The sequence below is a fragment of the Variovorax sp. PEI5 genome, from assembly GCF_056679935.1.
The window spans coordinates 359,673-377,759 of record NZ_CM155257.1 but is presented as its reverse complement, the minus strand read 5'-3'; the positions used below and the strand labels follow the sequence as shown (position 1 = coordinate 377,759).

The following is an 18,087-nucleotide window of genomic DNA, read 5'->3' as shown; positions in this document are numbered from 1 at the left end:
ATAATGGCGCGACGCGGCGCCGGCCGCTCGACAAAGCGTCCGGCGACATCGCCGCGCCGCCGAGAAAGCGACTCCGTGACGCGCATGCCGCCGACCGCGCGCATGCCGGCCGCCGATCGCCCTCACCGTCGCGGGCGAACTCCCCCATCCATACGAAAGGTCCCTTTATGACTGCTGAAAAATCAAAGATCATCTATACGCTGACGGACGAGGCACCCCTGCTGGCGACCGCCTCGCTGCTGCCCGTGATCCAGACTTTCGCCAAGGCAGCGGGCATCGATGTCGTCACCAGCGACGTGTCGGTCGCGGCCCGCGTGCTGGCCGAATTCCCGGATCGCCTGAACGAGGCGCAGCGGGTCGCGGACAACCTCGCCGAACTCGGTCGCCTGACCCAGTTCCCCGACACCAACATCATCAAGCTGCCCAACATCAGCGCCTCGGTGCCGCAGCTCGTGGCCACCATCCGCGAACTGCAGGCCGCCGGCTACGACATCCCCGACTTCCCCGAGGACCCCAAGACCGACGAGGACAAGGCCACGCTGGCCAAGTACTCCAAGGTGCTGGGCAGTGCCGTCAACCCGGTGCTGCGCGAGGGCAATTCCGACCGCCGCGCCCCCGCCGCCGTCAAGCGCAACGCGCGCAAGAACCCGCATTCGATGAGTCCCTGGAGCCCGGCCTCGCGCACCCACGTCTCGCACATGCACGGCGGCGACTTCTACGCCGGCGAGAAGAGCATGACGCTGGACAAGGCGCGCGACGTCCAGATGGACCTGGTCACCACCAGCGGCAAGACGATCGTGCTGAAGAAGAAGGTCGCCCTGCTCGAGGCCGAGGTGATCGACAGCATGTTCATGAGCAAGAACGCGCTGTGCAAGTTCTACGAGGAGCAGATGGAGGACGCGCGCGAGACCGGCGTCATGTTCTCGCTGCACGTGAAGGCGACCATGATGAAGGTGTCGCACCCGATCGTCTTCGGCCACGCCGTGAAGATCTTCTACAAGGACGCCTTCGCCAAGCACGGCAAGCTGTTCGAGGAGCTCGGCGTCAACGTCAACAACGGCCTCTCCAGCATCTACAGCAAGATCGAGAACCTGCCGACCTCGCAGCGCGACCAGATCATCAAGGACCTGCACGCCTGCCACGAGCACCGGCCCGAGCTCGCCATGGTCGACTCGGCCAAGGGCATCACCAACCTGCACGCGCCCAACGACGTGATCGTCGATGCCTCGATGCCGGCCATGATCCGCCAGGGCGGCAAGATGTGGGGTCCGGACGGCCGTCCGAAGGACACCAAGGCCGTGATGCCCGAGAGCACCTTCGCCCGCATCTATCAGGAGATGATCAACTTCTGCAAGACCAACGGCGCCTTCAATCCGGCCACCATGGGCACCGTGCCCAACGTCGGCCTGATGGCGCAGAAGGCCGAGGAATACGGCTCGCACGACAAGACCTTCGAGATCCCCGAAGCCGGCGTCGCCCGCATCGTCGACCTCGCCACCGGCGAGGTGCTGCTGGAGCAGAACGTCGAGCAGGGCGACATCTGGCGCATGTGCCAGACCAAGGACGCGCCGATCCGCGACTGGGTCAAGCTGGCCGTCAACCGGGCCCGCCTGTCGGGCATGCCGGCCGTGTTCTGGCTCGACGAGTACCGCCCGCACGAGGCCGAGCTGATCAAGAAGGTCCGCACCTACCTGAAGGACCACGACACCAGCGGCCTGGACATCCAGATCATGTCGCAGGTGCGCGCGATGCGCTACACGCTCGAGCGCGTGATCCGCGGCAAGGACACCATCTCCGTGACCGGCAACATCCTGCGCGACTACCTGACCGACCTATTCCCCATCATGGAACTCGGCACCAGCGCCAAGATGCTCTCGATCGTCCCGCTGATGGCCGGAGGCGCCATGTTCGAGACCGGCGCGGGCGGCTCGGCGCCGAAGCACGTCAAGCAGCTGGTCGAGGAGAACCACCTGCGCTGGGATTCGCTGGGCGAGTTCCTGGCGCTGGCCGTCTCGCTGGAGGATCTGGGTCAGAAGACCGGCAACCAGAAGGCCAAGATCCTGGCCGAGACGCTCGACACCGCCACCGGCATGCTGCTGGACAACAACAAGGGCCCGTCGACGCGCACCGGCGAACTCGACAACCGCGGCAGTCACTTCTACCTGGCGCTCTACTGGGCCCAGGCCCTGGCCGCCCAGACCGAGGACAAGGACCTGCAGGCGCACTTCGCTCCCCTGGCCGAGGCACTGGCCAGGAACGAGCAGAAGATCGTCGAGGAACTGAAGACGGTGCAGGGCCAGCCGGTCGACATCGGCGGCTACTACCGTCCGGATCCGGCCAAGACCGCCGCCGTCATGCGCCCGAGCGCGACGTTCAACTCGGCGCTGGAAGCCGCGGCTTCCTGATCTGGGCGAGGCCGGCGCCTCAGCGCCGGCCGTCCGCCACCCGGCGCGGCCCGTCGCGCAGCGAAGCGTCGGCCATGACGCTCTGGATCCACAGGCGGGCCATGCGCTGGTGCGCGGTCTCGAAGACGAAGACGCGCTCGACCACCGGCGTGTCGTGCGTGATCAGCGCCATCAGGTCGCTGTCGGAGAACGGCTCCGACCGGCGCGACTGATCGGCCAGCATGTCGTGCAGGCCGTCCCGCGCGCGCGGGTCGAGCCGGGAAGCGATGCGCGCCAGCAGCCGCAAGGCGATGGCCGCGCTCTTCGGGCTCAGACGGGATGCGGCATCGAGGTGGTGGGCGAGGTCCATGCGACTGCGCTAGCAAGGCCGATGCCCGCGCCCACTTCGGCCGACCTCACTCGATCGTCGCGCCCGATGCCTCGACGATGCCCTTCCACTTGCGCACGTCCTCGGCCACCACCTTCTGGAACTGCTGCGACGTCATGGGCAGCGCTTCGGCGCCCTGGCCCTGGATCGCGGCCTTCATGTCCGGCGTGGCCAGCAGTTCGTTGACCTTGTGGTTGACCACGTCGACCACCGCCGCGGGCGTGCGCGCCGGCATGAAGATGCCATACCAGGTGCTGACGTCGAAACCCGGATAGCCCAGCTCGGCCACCGTCGGCACGTCCGGCAGCGAGCTGCTGCGTGTCGCCGAGGTCACCGCCAATGGCCGCAGCTTGCCGGACTTGATCTGGCCGATGGCCGACGGCACGGACGACATCAGGAGATCGACGTTGCCGGCCAGCACATCCATCAGTGCCGGACCGGAGCCCTTGTACGGCACGTGGCGCAGCGACACCTTCGCCGCCTTGCCGAAGATGTCGCCCGCCAGATGGATCGTGGTGCCGTTGCCTGGCGAGCCATAGGTGATGGCATCGGGCGTGGCACGCGCGGCCGCGACCACGTCGGCCAGGGTCTTGAAGCGCGAACTGGTGCTGGTCGCGATGATGACCGGCGTGTAGGCGACGCTCGCCACCGCCACCAGGTCGCGCGTCGGGTCATAGCTCAGGTGCTTGTAGAGCCAGGGCGCCACGACCATGTTGTCCTTCTGCCCCATCACCATGTCGTAGCCCGTCGGCGGCGACTTGGCGGCCTCGGCGATGCCGATGGTGCCGCCGGCGCCGGCGCGGTTGTCGGCGACGATGGTCCACTTGGCGCTGTCGCCCAGCTTGGTGGCCACCAGGCGCGCCAGGATGTCGGTGCCACCGCCGGGCGGGAACGGCACGATCATGCGCACCGGTTTGGTGGGATAGCTCTCCTGGGCCAGGGCGCCGGTGGTGGCGACGGCGGCGCCCAGGGCGAGTGCGGCGATCAGGAAGGGTCTCTTTGTCATTGTCGGATCTCGAAGTTGATCTGCCGTGTCTGCGAATGTCGCCACCTCGGCCGGGGGGCGCTCATGCTATTCGTTCGCGTCGGGGGCTACAACCCGACACGGGCCCCAAAAGTGTCACACTATTGCACCTTCGGCCCGGAAGACGCGCACAATCGATCGTTGCCACCCGCATGCGGGATCCTTTCGCGAACGCAACGAACGGCATGATTCCAACGAAGGAATCGCCAAGCCAACACCGGGAACGCCACCATGGCCATGTCTTCCGACGCCGCCTCCTGCCTTCGACCGCCAGTGTTCCAACCACCGGACGCTCCCGGCAGCGTCCGCGAGGAGCATTCATGACAGCCGAATGGAAGTTCGTCGCCATCGCGGCATCCAGCGAAGCCCTCGGCGATGTCCACCGGGTGCTTCGTCCGTTGCGCGTCGGCATCGCGGCGGCCATCGTCGTGATCATCAAGGAATCCGTCGACGGCCCGCCACTGACGTTCGAGCAGGTGGCGCGCGGCGTCGCGCTGCCGGTCTCGCGCGCCGTCCATGGCATGCGGGTGGAGCCGGGCCGGGTGTTCCTGGGGCCGCGCGGTCAATGCCTCACGGTCGATGCCGATGGCTGCTTCAGGATCGACGAGACGCCGGCCACCGTCGATACCCATCCGGCCGATCTGCTGTTCACCTCGGCCGCGCAGGTCTTCGGCCCGCGCGTGATCGGCGTGGTGATGAGCGGCCACGGCAGGGACGGCACGGCCGGGCTGCGCGCCATCCATCGCATCCCCGGTGCCATGGGCATCGTGCAGAGTCCGGCCGATGCCGCGATGCCGGGAATGACCATCAATGCCGTGCTGGGTGACAGTCCCGACTATGTCCCGCTGGTGGACGACATGGGCAAGCTGCTCGAGCTCCTGATCCAGCGCACGCCGGGCCCGAAGGGGTCGGCCTGAGGCGTCGCCGACCGCCGGCGGGCCGCGATGTCGGACACCCTCAGGCCGTGAGGGCGTCCGGCGTCTGGCGCGACCTCGCGACCGGCGCCACGCAGATGCCGCCGCGCGCGCGGCGCTTGACCTCGTAGAGGGCCTCGTCGGCGCGCGCCATCCAGTCGTCCGCGCTGGTGAGCGAGGCATCGAAGCACGCGACGCCGGTGCTCATCGTGAAGGCCGGCACCGGAGACCCGCGTTCGGATGCCTCCGTGTCCAGCTGCTCCCACAGTCGCTCGATGAAGAGGCGCGCCTCGTCGCCATCGTGGTCCAGCAGCAGCATGGCGAACTCGTCGCCGCCATAGCGCGCGGCGACGTTGGGCATCTGCACGTGCGTGCGCAGGCTCTCGCCGATGCTGCGGATCACGGCATCACCCGCGGCGTGCCCGGCGCCATCGTTGATGCGCTTGAAGTGATCGACGTCGCACAACACCAGCGCGGTGGTCCGACGTGCCGGCAGCACGCCGGCGCCGGCATCGGCCAGGCCCTGGAAGGTGGCCTGGAAACCCACCTCGAAGGTCCGGCGGTTGTAGAGGCCCGAGAGGGGATCGATCTGGCTGGCCCGGCGCAGCGCCTCCCGGCTGCGGTGCAGCGTCAACGCCAGCTGGTGCATGGTCCAGCCGAAGGCCGGCAGATAGAACACGATGACGGGCAGCACGGCCAGCTGCACCAGCAGGCTGGAGTCGGAGGAGAACCGGAACGGCACGACCGCGCCCATGGCGCCCGCGCCAGCCAACGCCGCGACGACGCCCCAGCCGCACAGGCGCAGACCGCCGAAGGCCATGTTGTTCATGCAGACGATCGCCAGCGCCACGGCGCTCGGCACCAGGTTGCCGCCGATGGCGCAGACCACCGCCCCGGTCATGAAGGCGTCGATCATCAGGTTGCGCCGCTCGGCCCGGCTCGGCCGCTGGGCCCGGGACGACCATTGATAGGCGATGTGCGGCCAGACCAGGGCGCCGAAGGCCAGGAACACCCAGATCCAGGCCGAGGCCTGGTCCTCGCGCAATGCGGCGGCCACGCCCAGGCCGCCCAGTCCCAGCCCGAGCGCGCGTGGCAGGTAGATCTGGCGTGGCAGGCGCGCGCCGACACGGCCCTTCGTCATCGCCGCCGCTCCGGGTCCCGTGCCTGGGCGATGGCGGGCGGTCGCGGCTCACCCGGGGTATTGGACAGCGAGGAGGAGACAGCCAAATTCACGCGGGCGAGCATAGCGGCTCGGCGCGCGCTTGCCGCGCCGCAAGGATTTGCCGTCGCCGCCTCATGCCATCTAGAAGGTCACACGCAAGCCGACCTTCAGCGAACGTCCGGGCAGCGGCGCGGCCGGGTAGACGGTGGTCGTCAGGATCGATGTCGCGCTGTAGGCGAGCCGGTTGGTGATGTTGTCCAGGCGCGCGTACCAGGTGAAGTTGGTGGCCTTCACCTTCATGCGATAGGCCAGCGCGGCGTTCCACAGCGTGTAGGCCTCGGTGGCGCGCGCGCCGACCTCGGGCACGCGGTTCTGCGCCGCGTAGTGGTCGAAGCCCGCGCGTGCCGACCACGCGCCCTGGGCCCAGGCCAGGCTGGCCCCCACGCGCACCGGCGAGATGCGCGGCAGCGCCTCGCCGGTATCGGTGTTGGTGGCGCGCACCAGGTCGCCGCGCCAGAGGAGGTCGAGCGTGGCGCCATCGGCCAGCCGCGCGAAGCCGTCGCGGCCCAGCAGGCGCCAGTTGCCGTTGGCCTCGATGCCGGTGAAGCGCGCGCGCGAGTTGCCGTAGACATATTCGGCCAGCGTCTCCTCAGCGCCAGGTGCCGCCGGGGCGCCCTCGCCATCGAGCTGGTTGCCGGTGGCGTTCAGGCCGATGTAGTTGCGAAAACGCGTGACGTAGGCGTTGACGCGGGCGTTGTTGGCGCCGGCCTTCCACTGCGCGCCGATGTCCAGGCCGAGCGACTTCTCCTTGTCGAGGCCCGGGTTGCCGATCTCCCAGGCCGCCGTCGCCACGTGCGGGCCGTTGGCGAACAGTTCGTAGTCCTTGGGCGCGCGCTCGGTATAGGCGAGGTTCGAGGTCAGCTGCCATTGCGGCGCGACGTCCACCAGCGCGCCGAACGCGGCGCTGTGCGGATTGAAACGCCGCGTGCCGACGAAGAAGCGATCGATCGACGGATCGTCCGGATAGCCCAGCGACTGCACCTGGACGCGTTCGGTGCGGGCGCCGAAGCTCAGCCGGCCCCACGGCATGCCCAGTTCCTCGTGAACGAACAATGCGTCCGAGCGCGTGCGGCTGTGCGGCGCGAAGGCTTCCTCGCCATCGGCGGAGAAGCGGTTGCGCTCGCTGGTGAAGCCGATCAGGCCCTCCAGGCCACCGATCCTGCGATGCCGCGCCTCGACGCGCAGGTCGTTGCTCAGACTGGCGAAGGTGGTGCCGGCCGTGGCGCCCTCGTACTCGGTGTGGCGGTAGTCGGTGTGGCCGAACTTGGCATGGACGCTGGTGAAGAAGCCGCCCGGACGCCATTCGCCCTCGAGCGCGTAGCGGTCGGATTTCATGCCGATGGTGACGTCGTCCTCGGCCACCGTGCCGTAGTCGCTGCGATAGGTGCTGGCGGACGCGCCGACCCAGCCGCGATCGAAGAACAAGGTGCCGCCGACGGCGCCGCCATGGGCGCTGTTCTGCGAATTGCAGATGCGTCGCGCGAGGCCGGGCGAGCCGGGCTTCTCGCAGTCGAGCTCGATCGGCACGCGGACGTCGTCCGAGCGGCGGTCGAAGGCATCGACATGCAGGGCATAGCGGTCGTTGCCACCTTCGAGCACCACGCCACCGCTCTTCTCGCTGCTGCCCGTGGCATAGCCGACATCGGCCCGGCCGCCGAAGCCGTCGAGGCGCTCGGTCGGGATGCGGTTGTCGATGACGTTGACCACGCCGCCGATGGCGCTGCCGCCGTACTGCAATGCCGAGGGACCGCGCAGCACCTCGATGCGCTCGGTGACCAGCGCGTCGACCGGCACCGCGTGGTCGTAGCTCAATGCCGAGGCATCGGGGGCGGCGCCGCCGTTCTGCAGGATGCGGATGCGGTCGCCATCCAGGCCGCGGATGATGGGCCGGCTCGCATTGGGTCCGAAATAGCTGCTGCTGACGCCGGGCAGGCCTTCGAGCGTCTCGCCGAGCGTGGACTGCGAGCGCAGCAGGAGCTCGTCGCGCTGCAGGGTCACGGTCGGGGCGATGAGTTCGGTGGCACCCAGCGGATTGCCGGTGACGGTGATCTCGCTCAGGGTGGGAGCGGTGGCCCGGTCCTGGGCGGATGCAGGGGTGGCGAGGACGGAGGCGAAGGACAGGACGGCGATGCCGATGGCATGGCGCCGGAAATCGTGGATCATGGAAGCGGACTCGTTGAATCGGATGAATGCCGGCCGGCCGCCCCCCTCTTCGGGAGCAGCGATCGGGCGCGGAGAACAAGGGAATTCAGCGAGTCGTCGGCGGCCCCCGCGCATCGAACAGCGTGACCCAGCGGGCCACGGCCTCGCCCAGGAAATAGTGGAACCGCGCCATCGGCATGGCGATGGGCAGGACCACGAGCGGCAGCGACGGAATGGCGCAGGTGCCGCCGAGCTGGTCGTAGAGCCGGCAGTCATCGGTACCGCCCTGGTGGCCGAACAGCGTCGCCCAGCCGACACGGACATGGGCGTGCGCCGCGGCACCGGTCTTGGGGCCGGTCGCGGCCGGGTCGGTCGCGATCACCCCGGCAACGGCAACGGTAGCGACCAGCGCCCGCGCACCCGGCGCATGCACGACGCGATGCATGAAGCCGAGCGTCGAGGCCAGCCACAGCGCCATCGCCAGCATCAGGACCCACGTCGCGTTGCCGGTGCCCGGACGCACGCGGGCCGGCATCGATGGCGCCGCGCGCCACCACGACCTGCGAGGCGATCCGGGAGTCGTTCGACGCATGTCGTCGGTCCAGTGGCGGCGGGCCGTCAGCCCTTGACGCGCGCAGCGAAGGTCTTCTGGAACTTCTCGACCTTGGGGCCGACCACGAAGGCGCAGTAGCCCTGGTTGGGGTGCTGCAGGAAATAGTCCTGGTGGTAGGCCTCGGCGGTCGAGTAGTCCGCGAGCGGGACCACCTCGGTGACGATCGGCGAGCGGTAGGTGCCGCTCGCGCCGATCTCGCGGATCACGTCCTGCGCGACCTCGCGCTGGTCGTCGCGCGTGGTGTAGATGCCGCTGCGGTATTGCGTGCCGACATCGTTGCCCTGCCGGTTGAGGGTGGTCGGATCATGGATCACGAAGAAGATCTCCAGCAGCTCGCGCAAGGTGATCGCGGACGGATCGAAGGTGACCTTGACGACCTCGACCGCTCCCGTGCGACCGGTGCAGACCTGCTCGTAGGTCGGTCGCGCGACCTGGCCATTGCTGTAGCCCGACTCGACATCGACCACGCCCTGGACGCGGTCGAAGACGGCCTCGGTGCACCAAAAGCAACCCCCACCCAAAACTATTTTTTCTGTCATATAAATCAACGAGTTAGAGAGTCTGGACGCCCGCCTACACTACCTCTAAAATTGCACCACTGGCACAAATTTCACTACAGATTACACCACCATTATGGCAACACTTCCGAGGGGCATTCAGGTAGTTCGGCGTACCAATGCAATCTATTACAGAGTTAAGGTCGCTCGGAAAGGTTTCAAGGCTGACAAGTATTTTAAAGACCCAGAAGAAGCAAAAGAGTTCCTAGCCCTTACCAAAGCAAAAAGAGGTAAAGAGCTTATTTACTCAATCACGGAAGAAGAAAAGAAACAGAAGGTTTATGAAAAGGGAAACTACACCCTTGGACATTTCATAGACTTGTTTATTGAAGATTACATAAATAGCAAGAAGATAGAGACAGAGCTTCAGCAAAGAAACAAAAACAACAAGCTATCTTTTCTCAATACCCTTAAAAAGACAAGTGTTCTTAACAGGCACATGACTTTTGAAGAGAAAGACGACCTAGGGATTGACACCCTCACCGATCCCAATACATACACATTGTTTGGCAGCTTTGATGTTAGGAAAATAAAAGCCATTGATGTTAACAACTACATCAAAGCAAGACTTCACTTTGTGAAGCCTATATCCGTGTCCAGAGAGCTTACTTACCTGTCAAATGTATTCAAGAAGCTCCAGTACTTTGATGAAGAACTAGCAGATATTCAGAACCCCACAAGAACATACGACAAAGATTTGCTAGGCTCCTACACAGTCAAAAAGAGAGAAGCAGTCATATCAGAAGAAGACGAAGTGAAGCTATTTGCAACCCTTCTACAAAAAGACAACAAAGAGCTTTTCAAGATTGCCAAACTTTCGCTTCTGACAGCATGCCGAAGAAGTGAAATAGTTTACTTGAACAAAGAGCAAATCAAGCAAACATTCATTGACCTAGTACACACCAAATCAGGAAAACCGAGAAAAGTTTTTCTAACTAAAGAAGCAAAAGATTATATTGAAACCTTGGAAGTTCTGCCAAACGGCAGGTTCTTCAAGTACACAATTGGAGGTTTTGACCGTGTGTTTAGGGAAGTTCTACAAAAAGCGAAACTTGAGCACATTCACTTTCACGACTTAAGAAGAACAAATATTTCTAGATTGCTTACTAGAATAGGTAATGACAACACCATCTTAGCTACAGAAATTTTGGGTCTTCAATCAGTCAGGAAGTTTGAAGAAGTTCACTCCTACAACATTCCGATTGAACCTACAACACAGGCTCAAGCAATGAAAAGCTTCGGACATAGTTCAGCACAAGTAACCAAGGGGTACTACAACATTGTCTTTAAGAACATCAATCTTGATGTAAAAAAGAAGTAGACAGCCAGGAAGAACAACTATAAAATAGGTACTTCTTTCAACAACACTCTTGGTGCTTTATGTCATTCAATCCGGTTCTTGCTAATACTGACTACAGCACTTTGACTGCTGAACAAATCATTGCACATCGCAAAAAGATTGCTGAAGAAACTCGGCGACTTGATGAAGCTCTAAAGCAAAAAATGGAAGAACAGAGAGCAAGCTTTGTTCAAAATGTTGCAGAGCAAATCAATGCTTTGGAAATTCTTCCTGCTGATTTCATTGCAAGTATTAAAGAAGCTTTCAAGCTGGATAGTGGCTCTTACTACTATCCAAAGGAAGTCTTTGACACCATTCCCAAAGAAAAACTTGATGATTGGTTCAGTCAGTTCAATGAACTGAAGAACGAGTATGTCCGGTCAAAGAAAACGCCATTCTTCAAGTTGCCCAAGAGAACTGTTGCAGGAATATCTACAACTAAGTTCTCAATCATTTATCTTGAAGATATCAAAGGTGGTGAAAAAGGACTTCAAGATATTGCAAGCAAGGTGGCCCCAACTCGTGACGAAGCACTCACGAAACTCTTTGACGGAATCGAACCAGATAGCGAAAAGGCCGTAACGGTTTTGGATATGCTTTATCCAACGCCCGAACCGAAGACTAAAAAGACTGCTAAAGCTTAAGTCTTCCTAAGCCAAAGAAAAAGCCAGTCTAAGACTGGCTTTTTCTTTTATAAATCTAGCAAATCAATCTTATTTGATTTTGTTCTCTTCGGAATTTTTGGAACCTTGCGAACCTTCTCAATTTTTGGAGCTTTCGGAATTTCGTACTTTTCTGAACCATCGTGCATCCAGACAGGAGAACCATTCGCAAGAACATAGTTCAGCGGAATCTTTGGATTGTTGATATCTTTGCCGCCACTCAAAGTCCACTTAGTTTCCCAAGCCGTATAGTAAAGCTCCATCGCCTTGGGAGTCATCTTATAAATACATTGAAGCTCAATGCTTTTATAGACCGCGAAATACCAATCAACTTTCCGGTACTTTTTTATGATCACCGGGTTCATGTGATGGTGAGTGGAGAATGACTTGGTCAACGAAATATTGACAGTCTTGATTTCAAACTCCACACCATTCTCATCAAAAGCATCATTCCCTTCTCTTTTTCCGTCCGTCTTCAATCCTAACAAAATCAAAAGCTGGACATACTTTCCGCCGTTATCTTGGAATATGTCAGCAATATTATATTTTATTGCTAGATTTTGATATTCGTTAATTGCAGGAAAGAGACGGAGGTACTCTTGATAGTCAGGGTTTGAAGTTGTCATGGTCGCTAAGAAGCTCGGTGATGGATACACCCAAAGCAACAGCTAACCGCTCCATGTTGTCTACGGCGATGTTTCTTTCACCTCTTTCAACGGAACTAACATAAGTTCTATGAAGGTCACACAATTCGGCTAGCTTCTCTTGCGAGAGACCTCTTTGTGTTCTGAACAACCGTAAATTTTTAGCGAAGAGGAGTCTGGCTGACATGCGATGAATGCGCGAATGGAGCCAGATAGTCGACGCTTGACGACTTTGAGTCTACAGACTATAAGTTTCGACCTGACCCAACACCGCTACAATAGAACCCATGTCACACACCTTCAAACAGCACCCTCTCTATACGACAGAGCACGGTGCAGCCTATGTAGCTGACTCTCTAGAGATGTTGGCCCAGCTACCCGACAACTCCGTCAACCTGGTCATGACCTCCCCGCCCTTCGCACTCCAGCGACAGAAGGAGTACGGGAACAAGGATGAGTACGACTATATCGACTGGCTTGCACAGTTCGCAAGCTTGGTCTTCAAGAAGTTAAAAGACGACGGTTCATTTGTACTAGACCTAGGGGGAGCCTATAGAAAAGGTGTACCCGTAAGAAGTCTTTATAACTATCGCGTTTTAATAAAATTCTGTGATGAAATAGGTTTTCATCTTGCAGAAGAGTTCTTTTGGTTCAATCCCTCTAAACTTCCAAGTCCGATCGAATGGGTCAACAAAAGAAAGATAAGAGCCAAAGACTCTGTTAACACAGTTTGGTGGCTATCCAAATCAGAGTGGCCCAAAGCAGATGTTTCGAAGGTTCTTTCAGAGTATTCCGAAAGAATGAAAAAACTTATTAAAGACCCGGAAGCATATTACACACCAGCCAAAAGACCTTCTGGACATGACATAGGTTCTACTTTTGGAAAAGATAACGGTGGTTCGATTCCTTCCAATCTTCTACAAATCTCAAATTCAGAAGCTAGCTCAAGATATCTTAAACTTTGCAAAGAAGCTGGCTTGCCCGCACATCCAGCACGATTTCCAGCAAAACTGCCAGAGTTCTTTGTAAAGTTTCTAACAGAGCCTGGCGACTTGGTTGTCGATATTTTTGCTGGCTCCAACACCACAGGCTATGTTGCAGAACAACAAAACCGGAAATGGCTTTCATTTGATGAAAGGTTAGATTACCTTTCCGCCTCACTCTTTAGATTTATGCAGGAAGAAGACTTCCCTACAATTAAAGAAGCTTTAGATAAGTTAGAGCACGGCAAGACACTTGAGATAAGCCCAAAGCGACAAACAGAACTTATCTAGGAAGATATATTGCTTTTCTCGATATATTTGACAAATAAAAACTTTTCTGCAAGAATACTATTGTCAGGGTTGACGGAATACCGAAAGGTTGCACATCACTTAAAAGCCAGCGAAAGCTGGCTTTTTTGTGTCCGATTGACTTCCAGATATTTTCTGTTTTAATTAAATTATCAGTATGTAGTGCACGTCAACCCTGACAGGTTCCCGGTTTCTACATATTCAGTAAGTTCCTTTATGGAAAGTTTGGCTTAGTAGACGAAGTGGAAAAAATAGCAACTACCTACAGAAATGTAGCACTTAGAACAAACTCCATAAAATAAAGATTACAGATACAAGGCAGCCCAAACAACTGACCGAAGAGATTAAAGCGAGAACTATGGACAGTCTCACCCAAGCTAAAGCAAACGGGCCATAGGTGTTGAAAAGAACATGAATTGCAAAAAGTAAAGTACTTTCTCTATCTTTACTCGGGGTATACGGCGATGACCATGTACTAGCAAAAGCAAAAAACCAAAACCATTTCTATGTTTTGGTAAGGGTAAGCTTTTGCGGGGCTCAACAACGAAGTTGGTGAATACCGCAAAAGCTTTAAGGAGAATACAGAGCTGAAGGCTACTGTATTCCGATAATTCTTACAGAATTAGTGTAAAGATATGAGCGAAGCACAAGAAAGCAACAAGCGAAGCACTAACCCGATAGGGATGTAGTGAAACGAAATAAAAAGGAATGCGGCACAACTTTTTTAATTTCGCCGGACACCACAAACAAGAAAGCCACCCGAAGGTGGCTTTTTTAATGTCCTGAATTTTCTTTCTTTCGTAGAAGTCTGTCATAACAATTTAGCTGGTCGCTTGTTAAATCACTACCCTTACTCTTTATCTTTTCAAGGTCAAAGTAATCCTTCTTATCTTCTAATGTCCAAAGCTCCATAGTTTCAACAAGTCTATCTAAAACCTTAGCCCATCTATCATCACCATCACTAACATTGTTTTCTGACTTCTCTTCTTTTGCCAATTTAAAACCCATTGAACTTCCTTTCTTCTTGTCCTTTCCACCGAAGTCAAGCAATCCAGATTCAATCCGAACTTGTCGCAAACACTTGGCAATCTGTGCAGTACTTATGTTTTGACCGTTTCGCTTTGTGATGCCTTCTTCAGCAAGTAGCTTTGATATTTCTGCATAGGCTCCACCTTTGAATTCTTCATGACCTTTGTGCGAAGTGTATGTCTGTACTAGTCTATTAAATGACTTGATGTTTTTCCTAAACACATCAACAAGTCTTTTACTTTCCTCACGTGCTATCTTTTCTTTTTTGCTAAGAAGCTCATCTATTTTCTTTTGTAAACTCATTTTTATTCTCCTTTGTGTAGTTTAGTAAATATAGACTATCACAATCTTTTAGAAAATCAAGAAAAGGTTACTCATCTGAAATTCAAGAAAGCCAGAAAACAGCCAAAAACACAACAGCCCATTTTGAGAAGAACTAATCGACACTTAGGTGTCTTTTTTTAGTTCATTTTTACCATCCTCATAGGAGAATTTTAGGTTACCTATTGATTTTCAGGTTTTTTCTTCTATAACTTTACAAAGGAGAGTTAGAAAAATGAACTACAAGACATTCAAAATAGATTGCACCATTGAAGAAAGAGCCAAGAAGCTAGGCATGACAGTCAATGAATACATTCACAATCTCATCAGGCTAAATGAAGAATACAAGAGCGAAAAAGAAGAAGAAATAATCAATAGGGTTGAGTTGATTCAGAGACATCTAAATGGCTTTGAGAAAGCAATAGTCCATATTGACGGAAGAATATCTAGAATTTCAGAGAAGTTAGATGGGCATAGGAATTAAAAACATATCAGTCAAGGCTGGTTACTCCTACTCCAAATATCTCAAGGACCAACTCAAAGAGATACAAGAGCAAGCCATTGCCCAGAAGGCATACAACAGCAACGAACTGACCGCCGAACAGGCCACAGCAATTAACCAGGTCAACCTGGCCCGCTACACCCGTTGCAGTGGCGCACTGGCAGACCAATGGGGCTTGGCTGGCGACTTGAGCAACGAGAAGCTCAGCACCATCGCCAAGCTGGAACTTGGACAAGACCCACGCACCAGCAAGCATGTGAAGGTCAAGCACATGACTATTCACACAATCATTGATGAAGAGAACAATGAAATTGTTCTTACCAAGAAGGACATAAAGAACAAGTTTTATACAAACAAGTTCAATGAAGAAATTCACTTCAATCCCGAAGATGTGAAAGAAACCTATCAAGATGTTCGGAAGTCTGCCATAGAGACCACCTACTCTCTTGATAGTTCTTTTTCATATCTTTATCAAATGATGACAGAAGAGCAGCAACTCAAATTTGAAATTGCTTTTATGGATAGTGCCGATGAAACTAGAAAGTCAGTCCTTGAGCCACTAATGAAATCAAGCACTGGCGAGCAAGGAAAAACTTTGTCTTATAGTTTTATGCACAAAGACAATAGAGACGGCCTGCCGTTCATTCATGTACATAATGAAACCTCAAACCTGATACAGCTAGCAGATGGAAGCATAAGAGCGATAGAAATACCGGAAATCAAAGAAACTGGCTTTCATTCAAAAATGGATAGTTTCTTTAAGACCACCTTTATTGAAAAGTTTCAAGAGCTATTTCCAGAGATTGGCATAGAAGCTTACGACGTTGATAACAAGGAAATCACTAGTCAAACACAGTCACTGAAAGACTGGAGAGTAGCTTTTGATGAAAATTCGCTACGCCAAATCAAAGAAAAGAGCACTGCGAAAGAAAGTATAGACAAGCAAGTAAAACGAGAACTTAAAGACCTAACAGACACTTACGATGACAAAAGGCTCACAATTGACAAAGATGTTTACGATGGAAGAACAACCCCAATACAACACAAAAGGCAGCTTGAGAATTTAAATAAATACTTTGAAAAGCAAAGTACCTTTATTACTTCAAGAAAACATAAAGCAGAAATTCAACATTTTCAGAAGAACTTTAAGAAATCAGAAAGCACGACCGATAAAGACAGTCGAATGGTTCAGACAGTTTCATCTATGAACCTAAGACTAAAGAACATCAAAGATGCTGGAGCAACCTTTGTCAAAAAGACAGACATAGAAATAATGTCAGAGCTTACCAACATCAATCCGTTCTTCACTAAGAATGAGATGATTACGGAGTTTTCAAAATCTTATGGCAAAGCGGGTACGGCGAAAGCCGAAGAACTTCTTTTAATGCTTAGGGAAACCAAGCAGTTAATAGATGGCGGTTACTCCACCCAGTCAACACATCAAGAAAAGTTCACTTTAAAGTCGCTGTGCGACCAAGAAGTACAAAATCTGAGATTGATGAGGAACCAGTTTGAGCAAAAGAGAGAACTTAAAGTAAAAAATATACTAAGTAAAATAGCTGGATTGGAGAAAGCCAGCAACAAGCAACTTAATGCAGAGCAAAAAGAGTTCATTCACTCTGTTTTCAATGATAAGAATGCAAGTATTGTGGTGGGCGTGCCAGGAGCAGGAAAGAGCTTGGCAATGTCTTTCGCTTGCGATATCGCCAACTTCCACGGACATAGAACAATAGGCATTGCACCTACTGGCAAGGTAGCCACAGCCATTGCAAACGACACTTCTGCAAGTATGGCAATGACTGTAGACAAACTAAATCTTGAAATTCAAAAAGGAAAACTTCAGCTTGACAAGAATGATATTTTGTTTCTTGATGAAGCTTCAATGGTAGGAACTAGAAACTGGAACCAGCTTTTGAACAATTTGAACGGCGCCAAGATAGTCGTCATTGGCGACCCTAATCAAATTCAGTCTGTCGCTGTCGGCAACACTCTTAATGAGTTTTTGAGTGATAGTAACATTCATAAAGAAGTGAAATATCTAACAGAAATCAGAAGGCAGCAAAACGATGTAGCCAAAGAGATTGCCACAGCAACATCATTAAAAAACGAGTACAGAAGTGGAGACTATGCAGAAGTAAAAAAATCGGGTGAACACATTGATAAGGCAATCAATACGATGGAAAAGCACGGGAAAGTAAAAAATACCTTCACGACAACGTCGGAGAAAATTGCCGCTATCAGTTCAGACTATCTTTCAAATTTGAACGACTTTAAAGATAAGCTCATACTTGCAACAACAAATGAGAGCATATCAAGATTAAACCAATCAATCCAGCAGGAAAGGCTTCTCAGGAACGAGGTTGGCGGGCAAAGCTTATCCAATGGTCAAGAAGCTTTTCATAAAGGCGACAGAGTTGTACTAAAGAAGAACAAGAAAGGTGATTTTAATAATGGAGACTTTGGCACCATTAGAAGTATCAACAATGGCATTGCCACAATCAAACTTGACAACAACAAGACAAAAGAAGTAAAGATTGAAGAAGGCTCAAAGATTGGCTTAGCCTATGCGACCTCAATCCATAAGAGCCAAGGCATGACCATCAACGACACATTTATTTATGGCGAGGACAGCAGAGTAAACAACTCTGAGCTTTTTAATGTGGCTTCTACCAGAAATAGAAACGATGTTTATCTCTACACTACAAAGGGCGAGCTTAGCAAGGTAGTACAGTCTTTTAAAAGAACAAATGACAAGGTTAGCTTAATTGGCTTGGCAGACAAAGAACCAGAAGTACTACCAATTTTACCAGGCACAACGTTCAACAAATATTTAGAGCAAATGAAAGAAGAAGCAACAAACAAAGTAGAAGTAACAAACTCTTCTATCGCAGTTCCTTTGCCCGCAGCGAATGCACCTACAAAGCCGAATGCTCAAGTACTCTTAGAAAAAATGACTGCCGCGACAACTAGAAAGTATCCAACCCACAAGCCGCAGACCGGAAGAAGTATTTGATAATTTTCGGCATAAAAAAACCACCCGTAGGTGGCTTGCTC

16 protein-coding genes are annotated in these 18,087 nt (G+C 54.4%); 7 read left to right on the top strand and 9 right to left on the bottom strand.

Annotated features, from left to right (window positions below):
* Positions 1–167: 167 nt before the first annotated feature.
* Positions 168–2,405, top strand: coding sequence for an NADP-dependent isocitrate dehydrogenase (locus AC1MLT_RS01745; protein WP_481033570.1), 2,238 nt, complete (start codon positions 168–170; stop codon positions 2,403–2,405).
* Between the two features lie 19 nt (positions 2,406–2,424).
* Here the strand turns inward: AC1MLT_RS01745 and AC1MLT_RS01740 are convergent, their stop codons facing one another.
* Both AC1MLT_RS01740 and AC1MLT_RS01735 read right to left on the bottom strand, forming a co-directional pair.
* Positions 2,425–2,754 carry a hypothetical protein gene (locus tag AC1MLT_RS01740; RefSeq protein WP_481033569.1) on the bottom strand — a complete coding sequence of 110 codons (330 nt, stop codon included), beginning with the start codon at positions 2,752–2,754 and terminating at the stop codon, positions 2,425–2,427.
* Positions 2,755–2,800: 46 nt separating this feature from the next.
* Positions 2,801–3,778 carry a Bug family tripartite tricarboxylate transporter substrate binding protein gene (locus AC1MLT_RS01735; RefSeq protein ID WP_481033568.1) on the bottom strand — a complete coding sequence of 326 codons (978 nt, stop codon included), beginning with the start codon at positions 3,776–3,778 and terminating at the stop codon, positions 2,801–2,803.
* A gap of 338 nt (positions 3,779–4,116) precedes the next feature.
* Between AC1MLT_RS01735 and AC1MLT_RS01730 the strand changes: the two genes are divergently transcribed.
* On the top strand, positions 4,117–4,713 hold the full coding sequence (locus tag AC1MLT_RS01730) for a chemotaxis protein CheB (RefSeq protein WP_481033567.1): 597 nt from the start codon (positions 4,117–4,119) through the stop codon (positions 4,711–4,713).
* Between the two features lie 40 nt (positions 4,714–4,753).
* Here the strand turns inward: AC1MLT_RS01730 and AC1MLT_RS01725 are convergent, their stop codons facing one another.
* The 4 genes from AC1MLT_RS01725 to msrA all read right to left on the bottom strand — a co-directional run bounded on the left by AC1MLT_RS01725 (position 4,754) and on the right by msrA (position 9,226).
* Positions 4,754–5,851, bottom strand: coding sequence for a diguanylate cyclase (locus tag AC1MLT_RS01725; RefSeq protein WP_481033566.1), 1,098 nt, complete (start codon positions 5,849–5,851; stop codon positions 4,754–4,756).
* Positions 5,852–6,013: 162 nt separating this feature from the next.
* A complete protein-coding gene (locus tag AC1MLT_RS01720) occupies positions 6,014–8,095 on the bottom strand; it encodes a TonB-dependent receptor (protein WP_481033565.1) in 2,082 nt (693 codons plus the stop codon).
* An 85-nt stretch (positions 8,096–8,180) separates the two neighbouring features.
* Positions 8,181–8,666: a hypothetical protein gene (locus AC1MLT_RS01715; RefSeq protein ID WP_481033564.1), complete on the bottom strand. Its 486-nt coding sequence runs from the start codon at positions 8,664–8,666 to the stop codon at positions 8,181–8,183.
* Positions 8,667–8,692: 26 nt separating this feature from the next.
* The gene (msrA, locus tag AC1MLT_RS01710) at positions 8,693–9,226 is read right to left on the bottom strand and encodes a peptide-methionine (S)-S-oxide reductase MsrA (protein WP_481033563.1); all 534 of its coding nucleotides are present in this window, start codon (positions 9,224–9,226) and stop codon (positions 8,693–8,695) included.
* 94 nt (positions 9,227–9,320) lie between these two features.
* Here msrA and AC1MLT_RS01705 point away from each other — a divergent pair, with 94 nt between their 5' ends.
* Positions 9,321–10,565 carry a tyrosine-type recombinase/integrase gene (locus AC1MLT_RS01705; RefSeq protein WP_481033562.1) on the top strand — a complete coding sequence of 415 codons (1,245 nt, stop codon included), beginning with the start codon at positions 9,321–9,323 and terminating at the stop codon, positions 10,563–10,565.
* 59 nt (positions 10,566–10,624) lie between these two features.
* Positions 10,625–11,227, top strand: coding sequence for a hypothetical protein (locus AC1MLT_RS01700; protein WP_481033561.1), 603 nt, complete (start codon positions 10,625–10,627; stop codon positions 11,225–11,227).
* Between the two features lie 47 nt (positions 11,228–11,274).
* Here the strand turns inward: AC1MLT_RS01700 and AC1MLT_RS01695 are convergent, their stop codons facing one another.
* On the bottom strand, positions 11,275–11,871 hold the full coding sequence (locus tag AC1MLT_RS01695) for a restriction endonuclease (protein ID WP_481033560.1): 597 nt from the start codon (positions 11,869–11,871) through the stop codon (positions 11,275–11,277).
* The gene (locus AC1MLT_RS01690; protein ID WP_481033559.1) at positions 11,852–12,076 is read right to left on the bottom strand and encodes a helix-turn-helix domain-containing protein; all 225 of its coding nucleotides are present in this window, start codon (positions 12,074–12,076) and stop codon (positions 11,852–11,854) included. Before AC1MLT_RS01690 ends, AC1MLT_RS01695 begins: the two co-directional genes overlap by 20 nt.
* 100 nt (positions 12,077–12,176) lie before the next feature.
* On the opposite strand from AC1MLT_RS01690, the gene AC1MLT_RS01685 reads away from it, so the two are divergent.
* Positions 12,177–13,163, top strand: coding sequence for a DNA-methyltransferase (locus AC1MLT_RS01685; protein ID WP_481033558.1), 987 nt, complete (start codon positions 12,177–12,179; stop codon positions 13,161–13,163).
* A 792-nt stretch (positions 13,164–13,955) separates the two neighbouring features.
* Here AC1MLT_RS01685 and AC1MLT_RS01680 read toward each other — a convergent pair.
* The gene (locus AC1MLT_RS01680) at positions 13,956–14,513 is read right to left on the bottom strand and encodes a hypothetical protein (protein ID WP_481033557.1); all 558 of its coding nucleotides are present in this window, start codon (positions 14,511–14,513) and stop codon (positions 13,956–13,958) included.
* 253 nt (positions 14,514–14,766) lie between these two features.
* Between AC1MLT_RS01680 and AC1MLT_RS01675 the strand changes: the two genes are divergently transcribed.
* Both AC1MLT_RS01675 and AC1MLT_RS01670 read left to right on the top strand, forming a co-directional pair.
* On the top strand, positions 14,767–15,015 hold the full coding sequence (locus AC1MLT_RS01675; protein ID WP_481033556.1) for a hypothetical protein: 249 nt from the start codon (positions 14,767–14,769) through the stop codon (positions 15,013–15,015).
* Complete coding sequence (locus tag AC1MLT_RS01670) at positions 14,999–18,046, top strand: AAA family ATPase (RefSeq protein ID WP_481033555.1); 3,048 nt, start codon at positions 14,999–15,001, stop codon at positions 18,044–18,046. The genes AC1MLT_RS01675 and AC1MLT_RS01670 overlap by 17 nt, the downstream gene beginning before the upstream one ends.
* Positions 18,047–18,087 lie beyond the last annotated feature (41 nt).

Coding starts and splice junctions, on each gene's coding strand:
- AC1MLT_RS01745 (WP_481033570.1), top strand. CDS start 168: ATGACTGCTGAAAAATCAAAGATCATCTATACGCTGACGGACGAGGCA.
- AC1MLT_RS01740 (WP_481033569.1), bottom strand. CDS start 2,754: ATGGACCTCGCCCACCACCTCGATGCCGCATCCCGTCTGAGCCCGAAG.
- AC1MLT_RS01735 (WP_481033568.1), bottom strand. CDS start 3,778: ATGACAAAGAGACCCTTCCTGATCGCCGCACTCGCCCTGGGCGCCGCC.
- AC1MLT_RS01730 (WP_481033567.1), top strand. CDS start 4,117: ATGACAGCCGAATGGAAGTTCGTCGCCATCGCGGCATCCAGCGAAGCC.
- AC1MLT_RS01725 (WP_481033566.1), bottom strand. CDS start 5,851: ATGACGAAGGGCCGTGTCGGCGCGCGCCTGCCACGCCAGATCTACCTG.
- AC1MLT_RS01720 (WP_481033565.1), bottom strand. CDS start 8,095: ATGATCCACGATTTCCGGCGCCATGCCATCGGCATCGCCGTCCTGTCC.
- AC1MLT_RS01715 (WP_481033564.1), bottom strand. CDS start 8,666: ATGCGTCGAACGACTCCCGGATCGCCTCGCAGGTCGTGGTGGCGCGCG.
- msrA (WP_481033563.1), bottom strand. CDS start 9,226: ATGACAGAAAAAATAGTTTTGGGTGGGGGTTGCTTTTGGTGCACCGAG.
- AC1MLT_RS01705 (WP_481033562.1), top strand. CDS start 9,321: ATGGCAACACTTCCGAGGGGCATTCAGGTAGTTCGGCGTACCAATGCA.
- AC1MLT_RS01700 (WP_481033561.1), top strand. CDS start 10,625: ATGTCATTCAATCCGGTTCTTGCTAATACTGACTACAGCACTTTGACT.
- AC1MLT_RS01695 (WP_481033560.1), bottom strand. CDS start 11,871: ATGACAACTTCAAACCCTGACTATCAAGAGTACCTCCGTCTCTTTCCT.
- AC1MLT_RS01690 (WP_481033559.1), bottom strand. CDS start 12,076: ATGTCAGCCAGACTCCTCTTCGCTAAAAATTTACGGTTGTTCAGAACA.
- AC1MLT_RS01685 (WP_481033558.1), top strand. CDS start 12,177: ATGTCACACACCTTCAAACAGCACCCTCTCTATACGACAGAGCACGGT.
- AC1MLT_RS01680 (WP_481033557.1), bottom strand. CDS start 14,513: ATGAGTTTACAAAAGAAAATAGATGAGCTTCTTAGCAAAAAAGAAAAG.
- AC1MLT_RS01675 (WP_481033556.1), top strand. CDS start 14,767: ATGAACTACAAGACATTCAAAATAGATTGCACCATTGAAGAAAGAGCC.
- AC1MLT_RS01670 (WP_481033555.1), top strand. CDS start 14,999: ATGGGCATAGGAATTAAAAACATATCAGTCAAGGCTGGTTACTCCTAC.